This is a genomic window from Streptomyces sp. NPDC059003, assembly GCF_042740445.1.
Lineage (GTDB): Bacteria > Actinomycetota > Actinomycetes > Streptomycetales > Streptomycetaceae > Streptomyces.
In genome coordinates this window covers 20,923-46,052 of the sequence record NZ_JBHYJH010000070.1, presented here as the reverse complement: position 1 = coordinate 46,052, position 25,130 = coordinate 20,923, and the positions used below count along the sequence as shown (strand labels likewise).

The following is a 25,130-nucleotide window of genomic DNA, read 5'->3' as shown; positions in this document are numbered from 1 at the left end:
CCTGGCGCGGCATGGCCGCCGCCGACGATCCGGTGGGTGAGCTCACGGGGGCGCTCACCGCTATCCTCGGGCGCGGACCGGCGCGTGGCCGCACCCGCGCGTCACCGGGGGTGCGGCGGCGCGGGTGCGGCAACGCGGGTGCGGCAACGCTCTCTCACGTCCGCTCGACGCCGGACACGAGCATGTGGTCGCGCACCATCCAGCCCGCCTGGAACCGGCTCTGCGCGCCCAGGTCGCCGAACATCTCGGCGATGTACTTCCGGCACGTCCGCACGCCGATGCCGAGGCGTCTGGCCACGACTTCGTCCTTGTAGCCCGCGGCGAGCAGCTGGACGATCGCGGTCTTCGTCTCCTGGGTCAGGCTCTCCGGGATGCGGTTGCTGCCGCCGGTCCGCTGGAAGGCCACGCTGGTCGCCCAGGCGCTCACCACCATGTGGACGATGAACTCCACCAGGGCTCCGTGCTTCACCACATGTGCCTTGCCCGCGCCTTCGCCGTCCGGGCCCAGGGCCTCGCCGTCCAGCAGGAACGCCACGGAGCGGTCGAAGACGATCAGGGCGGGTAAGGACGCGGCCGTGGTCCTGACCTCGCCCCCGGACGCCGCGATCCGTTCGACGCCGTCGCGCACCTCCGCGTCGTAACGGGACAGGTGGGGAAGCAGCACCCGCACGCTGACGCCCGACGCCGTCCGTCCGGATTCCTTGCTGACCACGTCCCGGGCGAGCGCGGGCGCGCCCCGCCCCAGCGGCTGCACGGCGAACACCTCCTCGGTGCAGCGCGCCGCGCAGTCCTCGAGCGCGTCCTGGATGTCGGACGCGCCCTCGACGGTGACCACCGGGCTGAGACCGCCGGCGTCCGCGCCGACGACGCCGAGCCCCGAGAGGGTGTCGAGCTGCTCGCGGATGCCGTCCAGCTGTGTCTGCCAGGCGTCGATGATGCCCGTAAGGGGCTTGGCGTACTGCCGCCGCACCGTTTCCGGGTGCACCGCGATCCAGTCGCTGCGGCCCTCCGCGTCGGCGCGCGCGAGGCGCTTCCCGCGCAGCCGGGACAGCACGCCCTCCGCCTGCCCTCTGCCCCACCCCAGACCTCTCGCGAGTTTCTCAAGAGTGGCCCCGCCGGTGGTGACGAGGAACTGATAGGCCGCCAATTCCTCGTCGCCCATGAGCGGAACGATCTGGGCGATGTCCATGGTCTTCCCCCTAACCCGCTGCACAACCCACTTCGGCAACTGCGACCCAACAATAAACACGGGATTATATATAGACGCAAGTTCAAGTTTTACCCTCAAACAAAGGTGATGAACCGGGGCGAAATAGCCGCATCCACCTGCCCGAATCCAAGATTTCGTCAAAAACAGGACCGAATCCCAGGCAAATAATGGGCGTGAGTGTATTTTTAGACTCCATTCTTTAACGATCATTTGACTCGCCCATGCCCTGAAGCTTGGAGTCGTCCATGTCGTCCGTGCGGTCCCTGCGCAGCGAACCGTCGAGCCCGGCCCCCATCGCGATCGTCGGCATGGGATGCCGGTTTCCAGGGATCGAGAGCGTCGACGACCTGTGGGACGTGCTCGTGGCCAACACCGACACGGTGACCCGGGTCCCCCGCGAGCGCTTCGACATCGGCGACCGCTACGACCCCGCCCCCATGACCCCGGGCCGCACGGTGTCCCGGCACGCCGGTCTGCTCACCGACCCCTTCGGCTTCGACGCGGCGTTCTTCGGCATCTCCCCCGTGGAGGCACGCGACATGGACCCGCAGCAGCGGCTCCTGCTGCACGTCGTGTGGGAGGCCCTGGAGTCGGCCGGGATACGCCCGTCCCACCTCGCGGGCGGCCGGGGCGGCGTGTTCGTCGGGCAGGCGACGTCGGAGCACGCGGAGACCGACCCCCGCGCGGACGAGCCCGACGTCCGCAGCCTGGTCGGCAGCCGGCTGCGCGCCGTCACGGCAGGCCGGATCTCCTACGCCCTCGACCTGCGCGGGCCGAGCGTGGTCCTCGACACCGCGTGCTCCTCGTCGCTGGTCGCCGTGCACGCCGCCCGGCAGAGCCTGCTCACCGGCGAGAGCGACCTGTGCGTCGCCGCCGGTGTCAGCGTCCTCATGTCCCCGCGCGACTTCATCGCCTACTCCCAGGGCGACATGCTGTCCCCCGAGGGCCACTGCCGGTTCGGCGACGCCCGCGCCGACGGTTTCGTCCGCAGCGAGGGCGTGGGCGCGGTGGTGCTCAAGCGCCTCGACGACGCGCTCCGGGACGGCGACCCCGTGCGTGCGGTCCTGCTGGGCAGCGCGGTCACCAACGACGGGGCGGCGAGCGGCCTGTTGATCCGCCCCTCCGTGGCGGGCCAGGCCGAGATGGTGCGTGAGGCGTGCGCCGTCGCCGGGATCAAGCCGTCGGAACTCGACTACGTCGAGGCGCACGGCACCGGCACCACCATCGGCGACGGAGTGGAGCTCCAGGCGCTCGCCGAGTCGGCAGGCGCGAACCGCCCGGAGGACCGGCCGCTCCTCACCGGATCGGTCAAGACCAACCTCGGGCACGCCGAGGCCGCGGCCGGCATCGCGGGACTGATCAAGACGGCCCTGATGATCCGGCACGGCGTCGTCCCGGCGTCGCTGCACCTCGACGAGCCGCACAGCCTGCTGGCCCAAGAGGGCTTCCCCGTACGGGTGGTGACCCGCAATCAGCCCTTGGAGGCGGCCGGTGCCGGCCCGCTGCTCGGCGTCAGCTCCTTCGGCCTGTCCGGGACGAACGCCCATCTGGTCGTCGGCGCGCACACCTCCGACCCGGCGCCCGACACCCGTAGCCCCGCCCCTCGCACCGGTCCCCACCTCCTGGTGCTCAGCGCACGCACGTCCGCCTCCCTCCGCCGCCTGGCCGAGCGGTACGCGGACTACCTGGGCCCGGCCGGGCGCGGACGCCGGTACGCGCTGGGCGACATCTGTTCCGCCGCGGCCACCGGACGCGAGGCCCATCCCCACCGCCTGTGGGTCGTGGGCGACGACCACGACTCCCTGGCGCGGCGGCTGCGCGCCCTCGCCGCGGGCGAGACCATCACCGACGGCGGCACAGCGGAGGCAGGCCTCGGGGGTGACAGGCGCACCGTCTTCGTCTTCCCGGGGCAGGGGTCGCAGTGGGCGGGCATGAGCCGGGCTCTGTACGGTTCCTCGCCCGCCTTCCGTACGGCCATCGACGCCTGCGACCGGGCCGTGCGCAAGGAGCTCGGCTGGTCGGTCCGTGAGCACCTCGTGTCCGTGGACGCCGAGTTCCCCGCGGACGTGAGCATCGTCCAACCCGTGCTGTGGGCCGTGCAGGTGGCTCTCGCCGCGGCCTGGCGCGAGCGCGGCGTGGAGCCGGATCTGTGCGTGGGCCACAGCATGGGGGAGGTCGCGGCCGCCCAGGTCTTCGGTGCCCTGTCGCTCGACGACGCGGCCGCGGTGATCTGCCGGCGCAGCCGCCTGATGCAGCGTACGGCGGGTCAGGGCGCCATGCTCGTCGTCGAGTTGTCGGCCGCGCGGGCACGGCGGTACGCCGAGGCCCACGGCGACGCGGTGTGCGTAGCGGCGGAGAACGCGCCCACCAGCACCGTGCTCGCGGGCGATCCCGTGGCCCTCGCCGCCCTCCAGGCCGAACTGGAGGAGACCGGCATCCTGTGCCGCCCGGTGAAGGTGAACGTGGCCTCGCACTCGCCGCAGATGGAGTCGCTCCGCGACGACCTGCTGCGGGAACTCGCGGAGCTCTCCCCCGTGCCGGGCACGACGGGCATGGTCTCCACCGTCTGCGGATCCGAGGTCAAGGGACCGGAGCTGACGGCCGTCTACTGGATGGACAACCTGCGCCGCCCCGTGCGGTTCGCCGACACCGTGCGGGAGGTGGCCCGCGCGACGGAGAGCGTCTTCCTGGAGGTCAGCCCGCATCCGGTCCTGGTCGCCGCCATGGACGACACCCTCGCCGACGACCACGGCGACGCCGCCACCGTGGCCTCGCTGCACCGCGCGTGCGACGAGCCCACCGAGCTGGCCCGGGCGGCCGGGCGGCTCTTCGCCCGGGGCGGGCGGGTGGACTGGCAGCGGTGGTACGGCGGCGGCGCGCGGCATGTGCCGTCACTGCCCACGTACTCCTGGGACGCGGTGCAGTTCCGGCGTGCGGCGGCCGGACCCGCCGCCGCAGGCCGGTCCGGCGCCGCCCGGGTCCGGCGGATCGACCTCGCGTCCTGGGCCGCGACCGACGACTGGGGTGACGGCGTGGCGGTGCACGGCATCGCGCCCGTGCCCTGCGTCGTCCATCTGGCGGCGATGCTGGACACGGCGCAGGAGTCCGACCGCGGCGCGGCGTTCGAGCTGCGGGACGTGCGGCTCGGCGATACGCATCTGCCCGTCGAAGCCGCGGGGGACATCACGCTGCGCGTGACCCTCGACGAGCACCGGGAAGACGCGTACCGGGAGGAGGCGTACCAGGAAGAGGACGGTCGCCCCCGCACCGTGACGGTGCACGCCTCGCTCCCGGACGCCCAAGCCCCCGTCTTCTGCGCCTCGGCACGGCTCACCAGGGCGGACGGCGACGATCCCGACCCTGGGACGGACGATCCCGGCCCCACGGCGGCGAACGCCCTCGACGCCGCGCTCGCGCGGTGCCGTGACTACCTGGGAGCACAGGAGTTCCAGCCACTCGCGCGCCGCCACGGCTACGACATCGACGAGCCCTTCCGCGGCGTGGAGCACCTGTGGCGGCGCGACGGCGAGGCCGTGGCCCGGGTGCGCCTCGCCCGGCCGCTGCCGCGCGTCGGCTGGGAGACGGGCCTGCTGCCGCTCCTGGCGGCCCGGCCCGGTGTCCTGTCCGGCGACGACGACTTCGCCTACGTCCCCGTGTCCTTCGACTCGGTCCGGTTCCACGGGCAGGTGGAGTCGGAGTTCTGGAGCGTGAGTACCGTGCGGCCGGAGAACGAGGGCGCCGCGCTCCGGGCCGACGTCGTCCTGATCGCACCGGACCGGCGCGTCCTGGCGCGGTTCTCCGGGATCCGTTTGCGGCGGCTGACGCGGACGTCCCTGCCGAGCACGCCCCTGGCACCTGTGCCCGCCCTAGTGTCGGCCCTCGCCAAACAGTACGCGGCGCCGCTCACCGACCTGGTCAGGAAGGTCACGGAGCCCCTGGGCGCCGGCTTCCTCACCGACCTCCTGCGCCCCACCGCTCCGGCCACCGCCACACCGACCCCGGCCACACCAACCACCGCCGCGCCGCCCCCCACCGACCGCCCCGCACAACCCCGTCCCTCCGCGTCCCCACCCCACCCCCACGCCCACCACAACGGCGCGGCCCCGACCCTCCTCGCGCACGCGGCCGAGCTGTTGGGCCTGCCCGTGTCGGCCATCGACGAGCGGCGGTCGCTGCGCGAGCTCGGGCTCGACTCCCTCATGGCCACCCAGCTGCGCCAGCGCCTTCATCGTGGTCACGGCATCGAGGTCACCGCAGGGCGGCTCCTGGGCGCGGAGAGCATCGCGAGCCTCGGCAGGAGCCTCGACCTCGGATGACCGCCACGTTTCGGCCGGGATGCGGCCGAAGAACACACGGGGAAACTTGCACTGTGGTATAAAAATTACAGCCAGTCTGAAAGTGGCCCTCCAGTTGCGCAACACCGCCCCCGACGAGGCCGACCGGGCTCGGGCGCCCAGCCGTGCCATGCCGTCGGGTTGTGCCACTCAGCTCGACGAGGCCAACACGAACAGGAGGGACGGAATGGACTCGCGCACGACATCACCGCCACTGGGCCGCCGGGAACGCAACAAGCAACGGGTCAGGGAACGTCTCTACTCGGCGGCAGTCGAGCTCTTCGTGGAGAAGGGCTACGACCACACGTCCATCGACGAGATCGCGGAGCGAGCCGATGTGGCACGGGGAACGTTCTTCAACTACTTCCAGCGCAAGGAAGACATCATCAGCGCCTGGGGAGAACGCAGGCGCACCGCGCTCATGACGGGCCTCGACGCGAAGGGCGCGTCCCACCCCGGCTCGATCGCGCAACTCCAGCAGTGCATGGCCGTCCTCGTCCGGATCAACGAGGAGGAGCCCCAGCTCACCACGGCCATGCTCACCGCCTGGGTGAAGGCGGGCCGGCCGATACTCGAAGAGCCGTACGCCGCCGAGGTGTTCGCCAGGATCATCGAGAGCGGAGTGCACCAGGGCGAGCTGAGCCCCGGGATGCCGCCGATCAGCGTCGGCAACGTGCTGCGCGACGTCTACCTGGGTGCGCTCTACCGCTGGGCCCACCACCCGTCGGACGGCTCGCTCGACGAGGAGCTCCAGCAGATCCTGCGCCTGCTCCTCGACGGCATGACCGCGAAGGCGACGTCCGCCCCCGCGCGGTGACTTGGGCCCGCTCCGCGGTGACTTGGGCCTACTCGAAGCCGGGCTCGCCGCGCGCGGGCTCCTCCTCGGGCAGCGCCGCCTCCTCGGGGCTCGCCATGTCGAGGAGCAGCAGCGCGTCGTGGTCCGGCGTGCCGGCCGGCGCCTGATAGACGACGAGGCGCTGGCCGTCCGTACGGAAGATCGCCATCACCTCGAAGGTGAGGCACATCGAGCCGACCTCGGGGTGCTGGAAGTGCTTCTGGCCGCCGCCGCGCGCCCGTACGTCGTAGCGCTCCCACAGCCGGGCGAACTCCGGGCTCTTCACCACGAGTTCGCCGACGAGCTGGGCCAGGTCCGGCAGGTCCGGGTCGGCGCCCGCGATCGCGCGCAGATGGGCCGCACTGTGCGCCGCCATCTTCTCCCAGTCGCGGTACAGCCTGCGGCCCATGGGGTGCAGGAACATGTACCGGGTGAGGTTGCGCCGCTCCGGCGGCCAGTCCGTGATGCCCGGGAAGAGCCGAAGGCCCGGCCGGTTGGCGGCCAGCAGGTCGTTGGTGCGGCCGACCACGTACGCCGGTGAAGGGCGCAGCGTCTGAAGAAGGTCACGGACCGAGTCGCGCACGGCGCGCGCCGGGTCCGGGGACGGCGGGGTCGGCGTGTGGCCCGCGGCGAGCGCCACCAGTTCGTGCAGCCGGTCGAGGGCGTCGTCGGAGAGCCGGAGCGCCTCGCCGAGCGCGGCGACGACGGCGGGCGAAGGGCGGGTCTCGCGGCCGCGTTCGAGGCGCGTGTAGTAGTCGACGCTCACCCCGGCCAGTGTCGCCAGTTCCTCGCGGCGCAGCCCCGGAGTGCGGCGCCTGCCGGTCCCGACGGGCAGGCCCACGTCCTGCGGTCCGATCTGCCCGCGGCGGGCGCGGAGGAAGCGGCCGAGTTCGGTGCCTTCGCTCATCCGATCAGTATCTCAAAGGGGGGCGCGCGGAGGGGGGCCGTATCAGGGCCTGGATCAGCACTCCCCCGCTCAGCCCGGTCTGCCTGCGGCCGCGCGCGCCGCGCACGCTGAGTCCCGTATCCCCATGCCGTACCAGCAGTGAGGAGCAGTACACGATGAGCGTGACGCGGTCCGGGGCAGGCGCGGGAGTCGAGGCGAGGCCGGACACCCGGGACGAGCGGGAGCGGCCGGGCTCCGCCGCGGCGGCGCTCGTCGCCGCCGTCCTCGGCTTCTTCGTGATCACGGTCGACGTCTCCGGCGTCAACGTGGCGCTGCCCGCCGTGGGGGACGACCTCGGCGGCTCCCTGTCCGGGCTCCAGTGGGTCGCCGACAGCTACACGCTGATGTTCGCGGCGCTGATGCTCTCCGCCGGTGTGCTCTCCGACGCGATCGGCGCGCGGCGCGCGTTCGGCTGGGGGCTCGGCGTCTTCGTCCTGGCCTCGCTCGCCTGCGGCGTCGCGCCGACGCTCGGGGCGCTGACGGCGGCACGCGTGGTGCAGGGCAGCGCGGCGGCCGTGATGGTGCCCTCCTCGCTCGCGCTGATCCGGCAGGCGTTCCCCGATCCGGCCGCGCGGGCGCGCGGCATCGCGCTGTGGACGGTCGGCGGCGCGGTGGCCATCGCCGCGGGACCCGTCCTGGGCGGGCTCCTCACCACGGAGTGGAGCTGGCGGGCCGTGTTCTGCCTCAACGTGCCCGCCGGGCTCGTCGGCTTCCTGGTCCTGATGCGGGCGGGGCGCTCCCCTCGCCACCCGGCCGCGTTCGACCTGCCCGGGCAGCTGCTCGCGGTCCTGACCCTCGCCGCCCTGACCTTCGCCGTGATCGAGGGCGGGCACGACGGGTTCACCGGCGTCGTCCTCGCCGCGGCCGGAACCGCGGTGGTGTCCGGGGCCTGCTTCGTGGCCGTCGAGGCACGACGGCGCGCGCCGATGCTGCCGCTCGAACTGTTCCGGCTGCGTGGCGTCACCGTGCCGGTCGTCACGGGCTTCGCCCTCAACGCCGCCTTCTACGGCGGGGTGTTCGTGCTGAGCCTGTTCTTCCAGGAGCAGCGCGGGCAGTCGGCGCTCTCGGCGGGCCTCATGTTCGTGCCGATGGCGGTGATCACGGCCAACTTCAACTACCTCTCGCCGCGGGCGGTCGCCCGCTTCGGCCCGCGGGCGGTGGTCGTCGTGGGGCTGCTCGTCGGCGCGGTGGGCTCCGGCGGGCTCGCCACCGTCGACACCGGCACGGCCCCGTGGGTGACCGCCGCCCTCATGGTCCCGCTGGGCATCGGCGGCTCCCTCGCCATGCCCGCGCTGACCTCCCTGATGCTCGAGAGCGTCGCCGCCGAGCGGGCGGGAACGGCGGCGGCGCTGCTCAACACCAGCCGTCAGACGGGCGGCGCGATGAGCATCGCCGTCTTCGGCGCGCTCCTCGGCGGGAACTTCGCGTCGGGCATGCGCGAGAGCCTGCTGCTCGCCGCGGGCCTCCTCGTGGTCATGGCCCTCGGCTCGGGGGCGCTGCTTCCGCGCCGGTGACGGCGGCGGCCCGCGGCGCCCCACCTTCTGCGTGATCCACCGCGACCAGTAGGTTCGGTCACGGAAGGTGGCACGGCCCGGCAGGTCCGGGCGTCGGACATGGCGGGGGTGGCAGCGGTGGAAGAGATCGATCTGGAGCTGGGCGACGGGCGCAGGCTGCATGTCTACGACAGCGGCGGGGCGGACGCCGACGACCGCCTCGTCGTCTTCTGGCACCACGGCACACCGAACATCGGCGCGCCGCCGCGGCCCCTCTTCCCGACCGCCGAGCGGCTCGGCATCCGCTGGGTGTCGTACGACCGCCCCGGATACGGCGGTTCGACCCCGCACCCGGGCCGGAGCGTGGCGTCGGCCGCCGCCGACGTCTCCCATGTCGCCGACGCGCTCGGCATCGACCGGTTCGCGGTGATGGGGCACTCCGGCGGCGGCCCGCACGCCCTGGGGTGCGGCGCTCTGCTGCCGGAGCGCGTCATCGGCGTGGTCTGCGTGTCGGGGCTCGCCCCGTACGGAGCCGAAGGCCTCGACTGGTACGCCGACATGACCGCCACCGGAGCCGCGGAGCTGCGTTCCGCCGCCCAGGGCCGCGCGGCGCGGGAGCAGTACGAGGCGTACGCCGACTACGACCCGGAGATGTTCACCCCGGCCGACCACAAGGCGCTCGCCGGTGAGTGGTCCTGGTTCGGCGACGTCGTCGGCCCGGCCATGAAGGCCGGACCGGACGGCCTCTTCGACGACGGCCTGGCGTACGTCGCTCCCTGGGGCTTCGATCCCGCGCAGGTCGTCGCGCCCGTCCTCTTCCTGTACGGCGGCAAGGACCGGGTCGTGCCGAGCGCGCACGGCCAGTGGCTCGCGCGCCGCTGTCCCACGGCGGAGCTGCGGTTGAGCCCGGACGACGGGCACGTCTCCGTGCTCAACGCGGGCGAGGCCGCGTTGGCCTGGCTCGCGAGCCGGTCCGGCCACGTCCCGGAAGGGCACGGCTGAGGGCTGGTCGGCGGCCGGGGATGCCGGGACGATCCGGAGGAGTGTTCCGACGAACCGGCGGTCAAGGAGAGACCATGAAGGCCATCGTCCAGGACGCGTACGGTGCCACCGACCAGCTGCACCTGCGGGACATCGAACGCCCTGTCCCCGGTGCCGGCCAGGTGCTCGTCGAGGTGTGTGCCGCCGGGGTCGACCCGAGCGTCTGGCACCTGATGACGGGCCGGCCGTACCTCGCCCGCCTCAGCCCGCAGCTCGGTGTGCGCAGGCCCGCCCACCGGGTGCGGGGCTGGGACGCCGCGGGGCGCGTGGCGGCGGTCGGTGCGGGCGTGACCGCGCTGCGGCCCGGGGACGAGGTCTTCGGCGCGTGCGACGGCTCGTTCGCCGAGTACGCGTGCGGGAAGGCCGAGCAGCTCGCGCCCAAGCCCGCGGGGCTCACCTTCGAGCAGGCCGCCGCCCTGCCCGTCTCCGGCGTGACCGCGCTCCAGGCGCTGGACGTGGCGCGTCCGCGCTCCGGCCAGAGGGTCCTCGTCATCGGCGCGTCGGGCGGCGTGGGCACCTACGCCGTCCAGCTCGCGGCGCACTACGGTGCCGAAGTGACCGGCGTCTGCGGCCCCACGGCGGCCGACCTGGTGCGCTCCCTCGGCGCCACCGACGTCATCGACTACACCCGCGAGGACATCGCCGACCGCCCCGCGCGCCACGACTTCATCCTCGACGCGGCGGGCAACCGCCCCCTCTCACGGCTGCGCCGCGCCCTCGCCCCGCGCGGCACCGTCGTCTTCGTCGGCGGCGAGGACGCGGGACCGGTGCTCGGCGGCATGGACCGGTGGGCGCGTGCCCTCGTCCTGTCGGCCTTCGTACGGCAGACGTTCCGCCCGCTGTTCGCGGTCACCCGGCGACGGGACCTCCTGACGCTCAAGGGCCTCGCCGAGGCGGGCGCGCTCGCCCCGGTCGTCGACCGCACCTATCCGCTGGCCGAGGCCGCGGCCGCCGTACGGCACCTGGAGAGCGGCCACCCCCGGGGCAAGCTCGTCCTCACGGTCGTGACAGCGTGAAAGGCGGTCACCGGTAGCAGTACGAGTCCGACGACGCGTCCCCGCCGTGGAGGTGGGTCTGGTGGACGCGGCGGCCCCGGAACTCCTCGTCGTGCGGGAAGAAGCGCGCGTCGACCGTCAGGCCGCCGCGGGTGGTGTCCGCGTCGAGCTTGGCCAGCCAGGGCCGGACGCCGTCGGGGTGGAACTGGTCGTCCCACGCGCCGTACAGGGAGTTCGTGAGGTACACGCGCCTGCCGTCGCGGCTGAGCTCGACCATCTGGGCCCCGCCGGTCAGCGGCACGCCCGGGGCGGAGGGGTGCGGGGCGCGGGCGGCGATGCCGCCGAGGCGGACGGACGCGGTGCGGCGGGGGTGGAAGGGGTCGCTGACGTCGTACTGGTGCAACTCGCCCGTGCCCCAGGCCGACACGTACAACCAGCGGTCGTCGACGGAGAGGTTGATGTCGGTGATCAGGGGCGGGACCGCCCCGAACGGCTTGAGCACCGGCGGCAGCCGGTCCTTCTCGCAGGGTTCGGCCGGGAGTGTGATGACCTTGCGTACGGAGAACTCCCCGTCGTCCGCGCCGCGGTGCCACAGCCACACCGACGCCGACAGGTCCTCGGTGCTGACGACGACCCCGGCGAACCCCCACGCCGCCTCCGGGTCATGGGCGGGCCGCAGCTCCAGGACCATCTGGTGCTCGTCGCCCAGGTCGACACGCTGGCGGTGGCGGCCGGTGTCGAGGTCCCAGAAGTGCAGCGCGTGCCCGTACCCGCGGGCGAGGAGCAGCTCCGCGTCGACGCCGTCCTCGACCATCGACGGGGTGCCCCACTCGCTGGTCACGGCGGTGTTGTGTCGCAGGTGCCACCAGACGTCGTACGCCAGGCGCTGCGGGCCGCGCTCGGTCTCCCAGGGCCGCAGCACCTCGAAGCTCTCGTGGTCGAGCAGGGCGACCCCGCCGGGGCCGTCCGCTCCGTGCGCGCCGCCCAGGCAGGAGAGGAAGACACCGTCCGGGCCGCAGTGGAGGGTGTGCGGGCGCGAGTAGCCGGCCCTCGCGGCGAGTTCTTCGGACTCGATGGTCCTGACCAGGCGCGGGCGGGCCGGATCGGGGTGGGTGTCGAAGATGTGCAGGCGCGATGAGCGAAGGCCCGGCGCGATCAAGTAGCGCCGTTCGGGGTGGTGGTGACCGGTGTGGGCGAGCGCGCTGGAGCAGGCGTTCCAGCCGAAGTGGTGCAGCTCGTCGCCGAGCCCCGGGACCTCGGTCATGCTCACCACCCGCCCGTACGAGGGGGACGCGGGGTCGGCGTCGAGGGTGAAGAGCGCGTCCGGGAGCCGTGCGGAGCGGTCGAAGCCCGCGACGTAGGCGAGCTTCTCGGGAGGGGCGGCGACGGCGTCCGCGGGGGTGCGGTAGAGGGTGGGGTCACCCGCGTGCTCGTGCTCGTGGGGATGCTCGGTGGCTGTCATGTCGGGGCTCCTCAGCACATGGGGAAGAGGGAGAAGAGGGAGAAGAGGGAGAAGACGGCGGAGGTGGACGGGGAAGCCGGTGGCTCAACGGCGTTCGCCGCGCCGACCGGTGGCGTCGGTGCGGGGTCGGCGGGGTCAGTCGAGTAGGAGCGGGTTGGGCAGCGTGGCCGCGGGGTGCATGCGCAGGAGCGTGTGCAGGACCCCCGCGAGGCCGGACATGAGGCTGGGTGAGAACGCCTCGCGGGCCAGGCCCCCGACCGGTCCCCGCTGTTCGAGGCCCGTGAGGATCTCGCCGTCGAGGCCGGCGCGCCCGCCCGCGTCCGGCGCCGCGGCGGCCAGCGACACGGCGTCCAGGGACGTGAGGAACTCCCAGAGGCCGAGGTCGCCGTGGCACAGGGTGTGGCTCCAGCCGAAGCCCTCGGCCGCGCAGGCGCGTGCGGCCCGGTGGGCCATGTCGAGGTGGGCGGGGTCGCCGCCGCGCCGGTGCAGGTCGAGCAGGCCGATGCCGATGCCCGCGCTGCCGTGGCACCAGCTGGTGAAGAAGTCCTCCTCGGCACCGATGCGGACGTCGAGCCAGTTGCCGTACTCCGGTTGGTAGAGGCCCTCCTGGTAGGCGAAGGCCCGCTCGGCGAGGTGGCCCGCCGTGCGCCGTTCGGCAGGGGAGCCCGCGTCGCTGAGGGCGAGGCGGGCCAGGGCCCAGCCGATGCCGGTGGCGCCGTGGGCGAAGCCGCCGATGCCCCCGGGGTTGAGGCGGGTCGTCCAGCGCACGCCGTCCGGGTCGATCGTGGCGAGGCGGGTGAGGCGGCGGCCGATGCGAGCGGCGGCGGCCAGCCAGCGGTCCTGCCCGGTCGCCGCGGCCAGGTTGAGCAGCGGGACGATGCCCCCGGCCGCGCCGTTGAGGAGGTCCACCTCGATGTCGTCGTCGACCAGCGGGCCCTCGGCGAGCAGCACGGCCCGCTCGGCGGCCCGCGCGAGGAGCCCGTCCTCACCGAGCACCCGGTGCAGCGCCAGCCACGTCCACACCTGCGACGCGGCACCGCTGAACGCCCCCGCCGACGGCGTCGGCGTCCGGTCCTCGGTGCCGACGAGCACCCGCAGCGCCCCCTCGAACGTCTCGGCGACGCCCGGCACCCGGTCCGCGCGCCCCGCCCGCACCTCGGTCAGATACTCGGCGAGCGCGAGGGCCACCCCGCCCTGCCCGGTGTAGAGGTCGGCGGGCAGCACCCGGATCGACCAGCCCGCGGGGGTGAACACGGGACTGATCCACGTGACCGTGCCGTCCTCGCCGCGCACCGCACCGTCGCACAGCCGCCGCACCATCTGCGCGGCCAGGTCGCGGCGGCGGCGCTCCCGGTCCCGGGCGTGCGGGTCGCGGGCGGCCGCCTGCACGCGCGGCGGCAGGGACCGTTCGTTGAGGTACGCGCCCACCAGCGCGTCCTGGATCACCGACTCCTCCAGGGCCAGATCGGCGGTGCGCCAGTCCTCGACCGTGGCGCGCACGGCCTCCGCGTCCACGGTGAAGCCGAACAACGGCACGTCGCCGGCCAGGAGTTCCGCGATCTCGCCGTCGACGGCCGCGCGGTCCGTGGGCGCTCCGGGCAGCACCTCCGCGTTGCGCCGCAGGATGTCCCTGGCCCGCTCGACCGCCGCCGCCTCGTCGTGCAGGGACGCCGGGTGCCACAGCATCCGGCCGATGTCGACGTACGCCTGCGTCGGCCGCAGGATCCGCCGCGCCCGGGCGCCGCCGAACCGGCGGAGCAGCCGGTACGGGTCGGCGGCGGGCCTGCGCAGGTGCGCGGTCATCTCGCGGAATCCGGCCAGGACCCGGTCCCAGTACGCGCTCAGGACCGGGGTGGGGCTCGGGTGGTTGCCCGCGGTGGGCATGGCCACCATGTCGACCTGGAAGCGGGCCGCCGCGGTGCCGCCGTCCGCGATCACCGGGCTCGGGATCAGCGGCTGCTGGCCGGGCAGCGAGCCGACCCCGGAGATGTCGACGCCGCCGAGCGCGAAGCCGGTGCCGCGCACGGGAAGCAGTCCGGTGCGCAGCACCGTGCGGCGGATGGCGGCGGCCGCCACGTCCACGGCGTCGCCCCGGCCGCTGGGCGGGAAGGGCGCGGGGGCGTCGAAGAGCGTCTCGGCGTCCACGATCACCGGCACCGGGCCCACGGCGATCATGTTCTCGGCGTGCATGTCGGTGCCGCCCGCGAGGCGGAGTACGGCCAGCCAGTGCCCGATGTTGCGGTAGAACGCGGCGAGTTCGGCCCCGTCGGCGCAGTAGCGGTGGCGGACGAACTCGGCCCAGCCGTAGCCCTCGCGCGGCATCGTCCGCGGCACCCTGATGCGTGCGTCCGGCGCCGGGGCGCCGGGAAAGTCCGCGAACAGCTCGTCGAGCAGCGCGCTCAGGGCCACGTCGGTCTCGGACGGCCGGGGCTTGTACATGACGCTGCCGCCGTCGAAGTCGACACGGCTGACCGTCAGGCCGCCGCCGTGGCTGTCGCCCTGCCCGAAGGCGACGGACCGCATCTCCCCCGCCGGTGCGCCGAGGAGGGGGTGCAGCAGATCGCGGTCCGCGGCGAGCCGTTCGGCGAATCCTGCCGTGGCCGCCACCGAAAGCCGCGCCACCGCCGCGACGCGCGCGCCGACGCCCGGATACCGGTCGGCGAGCCGGTCGAGGTAGCCCTCCTCACCGGCCTGTTCGATGAACGCGGCCCAGGTGCCCGTGTCGGCCCCGGCGCCCTGGCCGGTCGCCCCGTCGCCCGTCGTCATGCGCAGCGCGTGCAGTTCGATCAGGAAGAGCCGGGACAGCTTCGCGTGCAGGGACGTGAGCAGGGAGGTGTGGCCGGCCTCAAGGACGGCGTGCCGTTCGCCCCGGCCGAGGCCGTCCACGGCGGCGAGGCGGCGGGTCAGCTCCGCCTTCCACGGGCGGGCCATGCTCCGTACGGGCTCCGCGAACCACTCCGTCTGGTCCCGCTGCTCCGACGCCGATCCGCTCACCCGTCCACCGTCCCCGGTCCGCCGCGCGTCCGCGCCCTGTCGGGCACTCCGAAGGGACATGGGGAACCGCGCGACGGAACGCCCCGCGCGGTTCCCCACGCCCCCGTTTCGTGAACCTCACTCCGCAGGGGTGTGCCGTGGACGCTCAGCAGCACCAGCTGCCGAGCGACCCGCTCGGGCTGGAACAGAAGCCGTAGAGGGAGTCGCTCGGATCGGTGAGCGCCGCCTCGGCGGCGGCCCCGCCGACGTACAGGGGTCCGGCGGGGTTGAGCTGGCCGTACGCGCTCTCGGCACCCGACAGCCAGGCGTCGAGCACGGCGGTGGGGTGAACACTGGTCTGGGGCATCGGCGGCCTCCGGACGTGGGAATTAGGGCGGATTGCCCAGCCCTGAGTATCGCCGGATCCGAACATCCGTCAGACGGCTCGTTCCGGCCACAGTCAGGTGGTGTTCGTGGGGTGCGGGGGTGTCCGTGGGGCCTGCGGGAGCAGGTTCGTGGACCAGCGGTTCGCGGCACGGCCTCCTACGCGGGGGTGCAGCCGCAGCTGTGGCGCACGACCAGCGCGGCCTGTGCCGGGGGTCGGGGGGAGGCGTCGTCGAGGAGCAGGTCGACAGCCTGCTGCGCCATGGCCCGCAGGGGTTGTTCGGTGACGGTGAGGGCCGGGGCGGTGTACGCGCTGTCGGGGGTGCCGTCGAGGCTGACGACGGCGAGGCGCTCGGGGACGGGCAGCCCGGCGGCGCGGGCTCCGGCGAGCACTCCGATGGCCTGTTCGTCGGTGGCGGTGATGAGTGCGGGGGGCATGGTGCGCTCGCCGATGAGGCGTCGGGTCAGGGTGGCTGCGGCGGCGCGGGTGTACGCGGAGCGCAGGAGCGGGGATGTGGTCAACGCGGCTTCAGGGGACGCGGCTTGAGGGGACGCGGCTTGAGGGGACGCGGCTTGAGGGGACGCGGCTTCGGGACGTGGGGTCGCGGTGTCGGCGAGGGCCGTCTCCCAAGCGGCGCGGCGTCGGCCGACCGGGCCCACGTCATCGGGTCCGGCCAGGAACGCGATCCGGGTGTGCCCGTGGCCGCGCAGGTGGGCGACGGCCCGGTGGACGGCGGAGTCGTTGTCGGCGGCCACGGCCGGGGCCCGCCCGGCATCGGGCTGGTTGTGCACGTACACGGCGCGCACACCGGCCCGCCGGGCCCGCTCCGCGACGTCGGCGCCCCCGTCGGCGGAGACGATGACGAGTCCGTCGACCTGCGCGGCGAGGAAGCGGTCGACGAGGTGCTCCTGCCGGTCGGAGGAGTAGCCGGCGTTGCCGGTCAGGGTGAGCTTGTCGCGCCGGTCGAGGGTCTGCTCGATGTGCCGGGCGAGGGCCGCGAAGTAGGGGTTGGCGGCGTCGGCCAGGATGAGCCCGACGACTCCGGTGGTACGGGAGCGCAGGGCCCGGGCGACGCGGTTGGGGCGGTAGTCCAGCTCGGCCGCCGCGGCCAGGACCCGCTCGCGGGTCGCCGGCGCGACCGGCCGGGGCCCGTTGTTCATCACATAGCTGACCACCGCTGTGGAGGTACCGGCCGCGCGGGCCACGTCCGTCAGCGTCGCCGGTCTGTCCGCTCGCTTCGTCATCGCCCTTGCATCCTGCCATCTAAACGTTTAGACATGGGAGTTGGACAGGGTCGTGCGCACGCGCGCGACGCGGAGTACGACCGTGGAACGGAGTACGACCATGCCCGCCCTCCCCTTGATCATCGACACCGACACCGGTTCCGACGACGCGGTCGCGCTGCTCCTGGCCGCCGCCAGTGGCCTCGCCGACGTCCGGGCGGTGACCACCGTCGCGGGCAACGTGCCCGTCGGAACGAGCACCCGCAACGCGCTGATCTCCCTCGAGACCGCGGGCCGCACCGACATCCCGGTCCACCCCGGCTGCGCCCGGCCGATGCTGCGGGCCCTCACCGGCGCGCAGCACGTGCACGGCGAGGACGGCATGGGCGACATCGGCCTGCCCGACCCCACGGCGACGCCCCGCCCCACCCACGCGGTCGAGGCCCTGCTGTCCCATCCCCGTGCGCACCCGGGCGAGTTGACCCTGGTCACGCTGGGCCCGTTCACCAACATCGCCGCCGCGCTGCTGCTCGACCCGGACCTCTTCACCCGCTACCGGCACGTGTACTGCATGGCCGGCGCCGCGGACCTGCGCGGCAACATCTCGCCGACGGCCGAGTTCAACGTGTGGGCCGACCCCGAGGCCGCCCGGATCGTCACGCGGGCCGCCACGCCCGCGAAGGTCACCTGGATCGGCTGGGACGTCTCCCGCAAGGACGCCGTCATGACCCCGGCCGACCAGCGGCACCTGGAGCAACTCGGCACCCCGATGGCGACGTTCGCCCACCGCATCAACCGCACCGTCGCCGACTGGGCCCGCGATGTCACCGGCCTGTCCGGCTACGACCTGCCCGACCCCGTCGCCATGGCGGTGGCGCTCGACCCGGGCCTGGTGACCGCCCACGAACACGCGCACGTCGAGGTCTCCCTCGCCGACGAGACACGCGGACAGCTCGTCATCGACCGGCGCGGGTCCGCTCCGGCCCCCAACATCACGCTGGTGCGCGGCGTGGACGAGGCGGGCTTCAAGCGGCTCCTGTTCGACACCGTTGCCGCGCCCGCCCGCGCCGACGGGCCACTCGTGGGCGGCGCCGCACGCGGCGGAGCGACCGCATGAGCACCCCCGCCGCACCGACGGCCCCGCGCTACGAACTCCACTGCCACCTCGACGGCTCCGTCCGCCCCGGCACGGTCGCCGACCTCGCCCGCGACCAGGGCATCGCCCTCCCGCGCCCGGTGACCGACCTGGTCGTGGCCCCGGCCCGCTGCGGCAGCCTCACCGCCTTCCTGACCTACATCGACGTACCCCTCCAGGTCCTCCAGACCCCCGACGCCCTCACCCGCGCCGCGCGGGAACTCACCGAGGACTGGGCGGCCGACGGTGTCACCCACGGCGAAGTGCGCTTCGCACCCCAACTGCACGGCCGCCGGGGCATGACCCTCGACGAGGCCGTCCTGGCCGTGGCCGCGGGCCTGGCCCAGGGCCGGGCGGCCACCGGCGTGGACACCGGCCTGCTGCTCTGCTGCCTGCGCCACCAGAGCCCGGACGACAGCCTCGCCGTCGCCGAGACCGCCCTACGTCATCAGGACGTGGTCGCGGGCCTCGACCTCGCGGGCGACGAGACCCGGTACGCCGCCCGGCCGCACCGCGCCGCCTTCGGCCTCGCCCACTCCGCGGGGCTGCCCTGCACCGTCCACGCCGGAGAGGCCGCGGGCCCGCGGAGCGTGTGGGAGGCGATCGACGTCCTCGGCGCCCGCCGCGTCGGCCACGGCGTCCGCTGCACGTCCGACACCGCGCTCCTGGACCGGCTCCGCGCCGACGACATCGCCCTGGAGATGTGCCCCACCAGCAACGTACAGACCGGCGCCGTCCCCGCCCTGGCCGCCCACCCCGCCACCCCGCTCCTGGCCGCCGGCCTCCCGGTCACCATCAGCACCGACACCCGCACGACGTCCGCGACCACGCTGCGCCGCGAGTTCATGTCACTCGGCCGTACCGCGGGATGGACCACCGCGTACGAAGCCCTCGCGCAGGAGAACGCCGCCCGGGCCGCCTTCCGCCGCCGACGGGCCGGTTGAGATCAGCCGTCCGCGTACCGCTTCAGCGCGTCGCCGACCGCGCCGCTCGCCAGATAGTTGGCCGCCAGGTGGAAGTCGAAGGCGTGGATGGTGTCGTGCGTGTCGGCGGCCACGCCGCTGAAGCTCCGCGAGATGCCGCGCACCGGCAGGGCGACGAGGTCGCCGGGGTCGGCGATGTTGACCCAGCGGCGCACCGAAGGGGGACGGTCACCGAGGCCGTCGGCGGGGGTGGGGGTCAGGCGGGGGAAGACGGCGTGGGGCAGGGCGAGCGGGGAGCCGAGGGTGAGGAAGAGGTCCACCGGATGCCGCTGGTCCGCCCAGAGCGACTCGTAGGCGACGACCGAGCCGAGGGAGTGGGCGATGACCACGTGCGGGCGGTCGCGGGCGATCACTTCCGTCACCTCGTCCCGGGCGGCCTTCCGCGCCTGTGCGTCGCCCCGCAGATACCGGGTCACCTCGCCGAAGAACCGCGCGACGAAGCGCTCGACGAGCTGCGGGGAGAGCCGACGGCGCCCGGCCAGCCAGCCGAGGCCCTGGCGGAGGGGCCAGGTGCCGGGGCCCTGGTCCTCCTCGTCCGGCAGGCCCAGCTCGTGCAGCCAGAGGCGGATCAGGTCCTCGGCCTCGTCCGGCAGGTCGTCGAGGCCGGCCTCGGCGCCCTGTGCGTCGTCGTCCTGGACGTGGTCCGCGTAGTAGGCCATGGACAGGTCGGCCGTCGCCATGAGCGGCGCGCCGGGTCCGCGGCTCAGATGGCGGCGCCAGACCCCGGACAGATGCGTGGCGGCGTCCTCCGGGGACTCTCCGGGACGGTAGTTGCCCACGCCGTGTACGCCGACGATCCTCACAGCGCTCCGATCCTTGCCGATCCCTGCCGCCTGCCGCCTGTGCGGGCGCTCTCCGCTCCGTGCGGGCGATCTCCGCTGACTCCCTTTGCCCGCGGGCGCGTTGAGCCTCCTGCACAATAGTGGCCGGGCTCCGTCGACGGGACGGAAACCGTGCCTGTGGTCAGTCCTGTGGTCAGTCCCTGTGGTCAGAAGGAGAACGATGCGCGAGGTGGCCCGGTTCCCTCTGGAGGACGGCGGGATCGCGAGCGTGGAGGTCGACGAGGACGAGTTCGGCGCGCGCCCGGTGTCCCGGTCCCGGGGCGGCTATGTCGAGGCGTCCGGCACCCTGGACCGCGCCATGGCGCAGATCCAGCAGGTCGCGAACACGATGGTGCGTCCCCTGAGCCATATCAGCCCCCGGCCGGACGGCGTCGAGGTGGCCTTCGGCGTGCGCCTGAACGTGGAAGCGGGAGCCGTCATCGCCAGCAACCCGGCGGAGGCCCACTTCCAGATCACCTTGACCTGGCAGGCCTCCGGGCCGGACCCGTCCGCGGCCTCGCACGCGTAGTCCGGCCACCGCCCCGACGGACCGCGAGAGCAGGACATTTGGGTCGCAGCTGACATGACGGACTTGGCCGAACCCGCCTCGACGGCGCCCGGGCCGGGCGCGGACACCGCCCCGCCCGCCGAGCGCTCCGTCGTCATCTCCGTGGGCACCTTCCAGTCACCGGTGGCCGACGCGACCGCCACGACTGCCACGACCACCGTGGTCGACGCCATCGGCGAGGAAGCACCTGCCGACGCCCCCGCCGGATTCCGGCCCCTGCGCTTCGCCCACGAGCGCAGCGGTGCCGTCGCCGCCGCCCTGTCCGCCCTCGGCCACCAGTTGCACGGCGACGGCGTCCTCACCGATCCGGCGCTCGCGGACACCCAGACCGCCCTCGACCAGGCCCTGCGGGCCACCCCCACGGTCGGCGGCCTGGTCGTGCACGTCCTCACCCATGGCCACACCGACGCCCAGGGCGGCCTCTACCTCGCCATGAGCGACAGCGGCCCGTACGACGGATTCGACGTGGAGACCTGGCTGCGCACGGTCGAACGGCGCCCGGACCGGCCCTCCGTGCTCCTGCTCCTCGACGTCTGCCACGCCGGGACGGCCGTCGACTGGCAGTGGGGCGCGTGGCGGACGCGGCTGCGCGCCGAGCGCCGCAAGGCCTGGGTCCTCGCGGCCTCCGCGCCCGACGAGAAGGCCTACCGGGGCAGGTTCAGCCAGGCGGTGACCGCGGTCCTGCACCGGATCAGGGCCGACGGCCTCGGCGCGGACCCCGCGGTCGAGTTCGTCCCGGTCTCCCTGATCGCGCGGGAGATACGCCGGACCCTCGACGCCCTCTGGCGCGAGGAGGCAGGCCGGCCACAGCACCTGGACAGCACGCCGCTCGCCCTGGGCGAGGAGCCCGACCTGCGCCTCTTCCGCAACCCCAGCTACCGGTCCACGCCGCTGGCCCGGCTGCGCTTGCAGACCGAGGACTCCCTGCGCGGATTCCTCGCCGAACTCGATCCGGTCCTCGATGCCACGCACTACATGGGGCGGGCCTTCAGTACGCGCACCACACACGACGCCCAGAAGACGGCCGAGCCGACGGTGTGTCTCTTCACCGGTCGCCAGGCGGAACTTGACCTGCTGACGCCCTGGGTCGACGGCGTCAGCGACCGGGACCTCCCCCTGCGGGTGGTCACGGGCAGCGCGGGATCGGGCAAGTCGGCCCTGCTCGGCATGCTGGTGTGTGCCGCGCAGCCCGACCTGCGCGCCCTGCTCATCGGCAGGCTTCCGGCGCTGCGGCTGCCCGGACGGGGCATGTCGTTCGCGGCGGTGCACGCCCGCGGCCGCAGCCCCGCCGACCTGGCCGCCTCCTTGGCACGGCAGTTGGGGCTCGGCGAGCGGGCCGGGGAGTGGACGGCCGCCGCTGTCGTGGGCGCGCTCCGGGACCAGGTGTCGAACGGCGCCCCGCCCGCCATGATCGTGCTCGACGCCCTCGACGAGGCGGCCCATGTGCCCGACACCGTCGCCCTGTTGCTCCTGCCGCTCGCACGCGCCCGCACCGTCGGTCGCGGCCGACGGCGCGGCGGAGCGCCCGTATGCCGCCTCCTCGTGGGCACACGGCAGGTGGCCGAGGCGGCCGCGCTGCTCGCCGAGGCCCGCGCGCACGACGGAGTGCTCGACCTGGACACGGCCACCACCGGCGCGCTGCGCACCGATGTCGCCGTCTACCTCCGCCGGCACCTGGAGCTCGACCGGGCCTACGACACGGCGCCGCAAGCAGAGCTGCGGGAGGAGCTCAGCCGCCGGATCGCCGAGGCCCTGGTGCCCGACCGCCAGGACTCCGACCGCCACGACTCCGACCGCGTACCGCCCGACGACGACGCCCACGCGGCCGGGCGTCCGGGGCCGTACCTCCTGGCGAGTCTGTATCTGCACCACCTGCTCTCGGCACCGGACCCGGTGGGCCCGGACCGGCTCGACCAGGTGGTCGCCGACGCGCCCCGCTCCGTCTCCGAGTTGCTCACCCTGCATCTACGCCAGCTCGACAACGCATGGGCCAGGCCCGTACTCACAGCCCTTTCCCACGCCAAGCACCCGGGCCTGCCCGCCGAGTTGATCCAGGCCCTGGCGCCCCTGATGGACGGCGCGCCCTCGACGGAGACCGACCGGGCAGCGGTGGACCGAGCGATGGTGGACCGCGTCCTCACCGATGTCGCGTTCTATCTGCGGCGCTCGGTGGACACCGACGGCACGACGCTGTACCGGCTCTTCCATCAGGAGCTCGTCGACCAGCTCAAGGCGGTACCGGCGTCCGCCGCCGCCCTCCACGACCGGCTGCTCGCCACGCTGCGGCCCGCCGATTCCACCGCCGTGGACTGGGACCTGGCGCTGCCCTACCACCTGCGCCACCTCATCGAGCACGCCGCCGACGCGGGCCGGTGCGACCTGCTCCTCGCGGACCCGGACTTCCTGTCGTACGCCGACCACACCACTCTGGTCGCCCACCTCGACGCCGCCGACAGCGCGGAGGCCCGCGAACTGGCAGGCGTGTACGGCCTGTCCGCGGACCGCCACGCCGGGGCCGACCCCACGGCCCGCCGCTCCGTCATGACCATCGACGCCGCCCGGTCGCAGAACGTCGCACTCGCGCACCGGATCGCGGGCTCCCCCGCGTCGGCCCCCGCCGCCTGGACACCCGGCTGGTTCTCGGGCCGCGCCGGTCACGCGGTGTCGGGCACCGTCCTGGTCACCCGCCGCACGGTCCAAGCACTCGCCGTCGGCGAGTCCGGCGGACGCCCGGTGGCGCTCAGCTCGGACGGCACCACCCTGCGCCTGTGGGACCTCTCCACGAGCCAGCCGCTCGGCCTGCCCATGACGGGGCACACCCTCCCCGTACGCACGCTCACGACCGGCAGGATCGGCGACCGGACCCACGGCCTGACGGGAGCGGCCGACGCCACCGTCCGCCTGTGGGACCTGGCGGACCAGCGCCCGTTCGGCCCGGTCCTTCGGGGCCACCGCGGGACGGTGACCGGCGTGGCGTTCGTACGCGTCCACGGAACGACACATGTCCTGTCCTCCTCGACCGACGGCACGCTGCGGCTGTGGGATCCCGAGTCGGGGACATGCGTCTACGCGGCGATCCCCGTCGGCGCGGGGCCGATCCGTGCGCTGGCGGTTCTCGACGGACCCGGTGAGCCGATCGCCGTCACCGCCGACGATGGCGGCATGGTTCGTCTGTGGGACGTGCGGCGACGTGTGCCCCTCGGCACGGCCCTCCCGGGCGCGCCCGCACACATCCACTCGCTGTCCGTGGCGCCGTCCGGTCCGGGCCGCGCATGGGTGCTCGCGGCGGGCAACGACGGTACGTGTGCCTGGGATGTGGCGCTCGACGGTACGGATCCACGCTCGGTCGACGCCGCGGCTCCCGCGACAGGGGACACCTCCCCTCTTCCCCTGTCCACCGGGCCGGTGGGCATCCTGGCAGGCGACCACCACCCCGTCACCGCTGTCCTGCCCCGGCACGACCGACTCGGCGTCCACCCCCTACCGGACGGCCCAAGCCGCGTCCTGCGCGGCCACACCCAGGCCATCACGACCCTGGCCACGGGCATGACGGGCCGTCGGCGCGTCGTGCTCACGGGCAGCCAGGACACCACCATCCGGTGCTGGTACCCCGACTCCCCCATGTCCCGGCCCGCATACGGCCATCCCGGCCTCGTCACCGCCCTCGCCCACGGCACGCTCGGCGGCCGCCGTGTCACCGCCGTCGCGGCCGAGGACGAGATCTGCCTGCGGGACGTCGCAACAGGGCGCGTCGTCCGCCGCGTCGGCACGGGCCACGGCCGCGTCACGGACCTGACGTTCACCCGCCTCGCCAGGCGTCCCGTCCTCGTCAGCGTCGGCACGGACCGGGCCGTGCGGGTCACCGACCAGAACGGTGCGGAGGTCGTGCCGCCGCTGACCGGCCACACCGGTCGCATCGACGCGCTGTGCGTGGGCCGCGTCGACGGCCGGTCCGTCGCCGTCACCGGCGGCGTCGACAACAGCATCGCCGTCTGGGACCTGGCGGGTCACCATCTCGTCGGCCGACACCTGACCGCGCACGACGCGCCCGTCACCGGCGTCGCCCTTGCCGAGTCGGCGGACGGCTCCGCGACCGTGGTCTCCTGCGGCGACGACAGGACCGTACGCTTCTGGCGCCTGACCCCCGAGGGCCTGTTCCCGCGCGGTGTCGTCCGCCAGGAAGGCGCGGTCCACTCGGTGGCCCTGCGTCCCTCCGTGGCCGGGCCCGTCGCGGTCACCGCGGGCAGCGACGCCGCGGTCCGCCTCTGGGACACGACCGACGCGACTCCGCTCGGACCGCCACTTGTCGGCCACACGGCCGCCGTCGTCGAGGTCGTCGTGGGGCGCTGCCGCGGCGTCCCCGCAGCGTTCAGTCTGGGCGCGGACGCCACCGTGCGTGCCTGGGACATCCCTGGACGTCGCCCCCTGGCGCTCCTCGAACTGCCGGAGCCCGGTGAAGCCCTTGTCTGGGCGCCTGGCCTGGGCCTCCTGGTCAGCATGGGGCGGGATGTCCTGCTGCTGCGCGAAGCACGGCCCTGAGTTCGGCGGACGTCGCGCCCGAGTTCGGCGGGCCCGCGCCGGAGAATCCGAGCCGGTGAATCCGCGGGGAGAGCGACAGGGAGAGCGAGGTGCCCAATTGAACGCTCAACTCCCCCACCGGACACGGCAATCGGAAGGGATCCACCCCATGGTGTTAGCCATTGTTGCGAGAACAGGATCATGGCGA

The 25,130-nt window shown here is 73.9% G+C and carries 16 protein-coding genes; 9 read left to right on the top strand and 7 right to left on the bottom strand.

Features of this window, described 5'->3' with window-relative positions:
* Positions 1-154 precede the first annotated feature (154 nt).
* On the bottom strand, positions 155-1,189 hold the full coding sequence (locus tag ACFWZ5_RS23870) for a hypothetical protein (protein ID WP_384788168.1): 1,035 nt from the start codon (positions 1,187-1,189) through the stop codon (positions 155-157).
* Between the two features lie 266 nt (positions 1,190-1,455).
* Between ACFWZ5_RS23870 and ACFWZ5_RS23865 the strand changes: the two genes are divergently transcribed.
* Positions 1,456-5,526: a type I polyketide synthase gene (locus ACFWZ5_RS23865; protein ID WP_384788165.1), complete on the top strand. Its 4,071-nt coding sequence runs from the start codon at positions 1,456-1,458 to the stop codon at positions 5,524-5,526.
* Positions 5,527-5,731: 205 nt separating this feature from the next.
* Complete coding sequence (locus ACFWZ5_RS23860) at positions 5,732-6,361, top strand: TetR/AcrR family transcriptional regulator (RefSeq protein ID WP_384788162.1); 630 nt, start codon at positions 5,732-5,734, stop codon at positions 6,359-6,361.
* Positions 6,362-6,389: 28 nt separating this feature from the next.
* Here the strand turns inward: ACFWZ5_RS23860 and ACFWZ5_RS23855 are convergent, their stop codons facing one another.
* Positions 6,390-7,286, bottom strand: coding sequence for a helix-turn-helix transcriptional regulator (locus tag ACFWZ5_RS23855; RefSeq protein WP_384788159.1), 897 nt, complete (start codon positions 7,284-7,286; stop codon positions 6,390-6,392).
* Between the two features lie 155 nt (positions 7,287-7,441).
* Between ACFWZ5_RS23855 and ACFWZ5_RS23850 the strand changes: the two genes are divergently transcribed.
* The 3 genes from ACFWZ5_RS23850 (at position 7,442) to ACFWZ5_RS23840 (ending at position 10,875) form a co-directional block, all read left to right on the top strand.
* The gene (locus tag ACFWZ5_RS23850; RefSeq protein WP_384788156.1) at positions 7,442-8,839 is read left to right on the top strand and encodes an MFS transporter; all 1,398 of its coding nucleotides are present in this window, start codon (positions 7,442-7,444) and stop codon (positions 8,837-8,839) included.
* A gap of 117 nt (positions 8,840-8,956) precedes the next feature.
* A complete protein-coding gene (locus ACFWZ5_RS23845) occupies positions 8,957-9,820 on the top strand; it encodes an alpha/beta fold hydrolase (RefSeq protein WP_384788153.1) in 864 nt (287 codons plus the stop codon).
* Between the two features lie 74 nt (positions 9,821-9,894).
* Positions 9,895-10,875 (top strand): NAD(P)-dependent alcohol dehydrogenase, encoded by a 981-nt coding sequence (locus ACFWZ5_RS23840; RefSeq protein ID WP_384788150.1) that lies wholly within the window; start codon positions 9,895-9,897, stop codon positions 10,873-10,875.
* A 7-nt stretch (positions 10,876-10,882) separates the two neighbouring features.
* On the opposite strand, the gene ACFWZ5_RS23835 is transcribed toward ACFWZ5_RS23840, so the two are convergent.
* The 4 genes from ACFWZ5_RS23835 to ACFWZ5_RS23820 form a co-directional block, all read right to left on the bottom strand.
* Positions 10,883-12,316 (bottom strand): selenium-binding protein SBP56-related protein, encoded by a 1,434-nt coding sequence (locus ACFWZ5_RS23835; protein ID WP_384788147.1) that lies wholly within the window; start codon positions 12,314-12,316, stop codon positions 10,883-10,885.
* Positions 12,317-12,451: 135 nt separating this feature from the next.
* Positions 12,452-15,310: a type 2 lanthipeptide synthetase LanM family protein gene (locus tag ACFWZ5_RS23830; RefSeq protein WP_384788144.1), complete on the bottom strand. Its 2,859-nt coding sequence runs from the start codon at positions 15,308-15,310 to the stop codon at positions 12,452-12,454.
* A 145-nt stretch (positions 15,311-15,455) separates the two neighbouring features.
* Positions 15,456-15,656: a DUF6229 family protein gene (locus tag ACFWZ5_RS23825; protein ID WP_384788141.1), complete on the bottom strand. Its 201-nt coding sequence runs from the start codon at positions 15,654-15,656 to the stop codon at positions 15,456-15,458.
* 176 nt (positions 15,657-15,832) lie between these two features.
* A complete protein-coding gene (locus ACFWZ5_RS23820) occupies positions 15,833-16,918 on the bottom strand; it encodes a LacI family DNA-binding transcriptional regulator (protein WP_384891261.1) in 1,086 nt (361 codons plus the stop codon).
* A gap of 100 nt (positions 16,919-17,018) precedes the next feature.
* On the opposite strand from ACFWZ5_RS23820, the gene ACFWZ5_RS23815 reads away from it, so the two are divergent.
* Both ACFWZ5_RS23815 and add read left to right on the top strand, forming a co-directional pair.
* On the top strand, positions 17,019-18,014 hold the full coding sequence (locus tag ACFWZ5_RS23815) for a nucleoside hydrolase (protein ID WP_384788135.1): 996 nt from the start codon (positions 17,019-17,021) through the stop codon (positions 18,012-18,014).
* Entirely contained in the window at positions 18,011-18,976 is a 966-nt protein-coding gene (gene add, locus ACFWZ5_RS23810; protein WP_384788132.1) for an adenosine deaminase, read from the top strand. Before ACFWZ5_RS23815 ends, add begins: the two co-directional genes overlap by 4 nt.
* A gap of 2 nt (positions 18,977-18,978) precedes the next feature.
* On the opposite strand, the gene ACFWZ5_RS23805 is transcribed toward add, so the two are convergent.
* Positions 18,979-19,818 carry a serine peptidase gene (locus tag ACFWZ5_RS23805; protein ID WP_384788129.1) on the bottom strand — a complete coding sequence of 280 codons (840 nt, stop codon included), beginning with the start codon at positions 19,816-19,818 and terminating at the stop codon, positions 18,979-18,981.
* Between the two features lie 199 nt (positions 19,819-20,017).
* Here ACFWZ5_RS23805 and ACFWZ5_RS23800 point away from each other — a divergent pair, with 199 nt between their 5' ends.
* Positions 20,018-20,365, top strand: a complete 348-nt coding sequence (locus ACFWZ5_RS23800) for a CU044_2847 family protein (protein ID WP_384788126.1) — start codon at positions 20,018-20,020, stop codon at positions 20,363-20,365.
* A gap of 63 nt (positions 20,366-20,428) precedes the next feature.
* Complete coding sequence (locus ACFWZ5_RS23795) at positions 20,429-24,943, top strand: hypothetical protein (RefSeq protein WP_384788123.1); 4,515 nt, start codon at positions 20,429-20,431, stop codon at positions 24,941-24,943.
* Positions 24,944-25,130 lie beyond the last annotated feature (187 nt).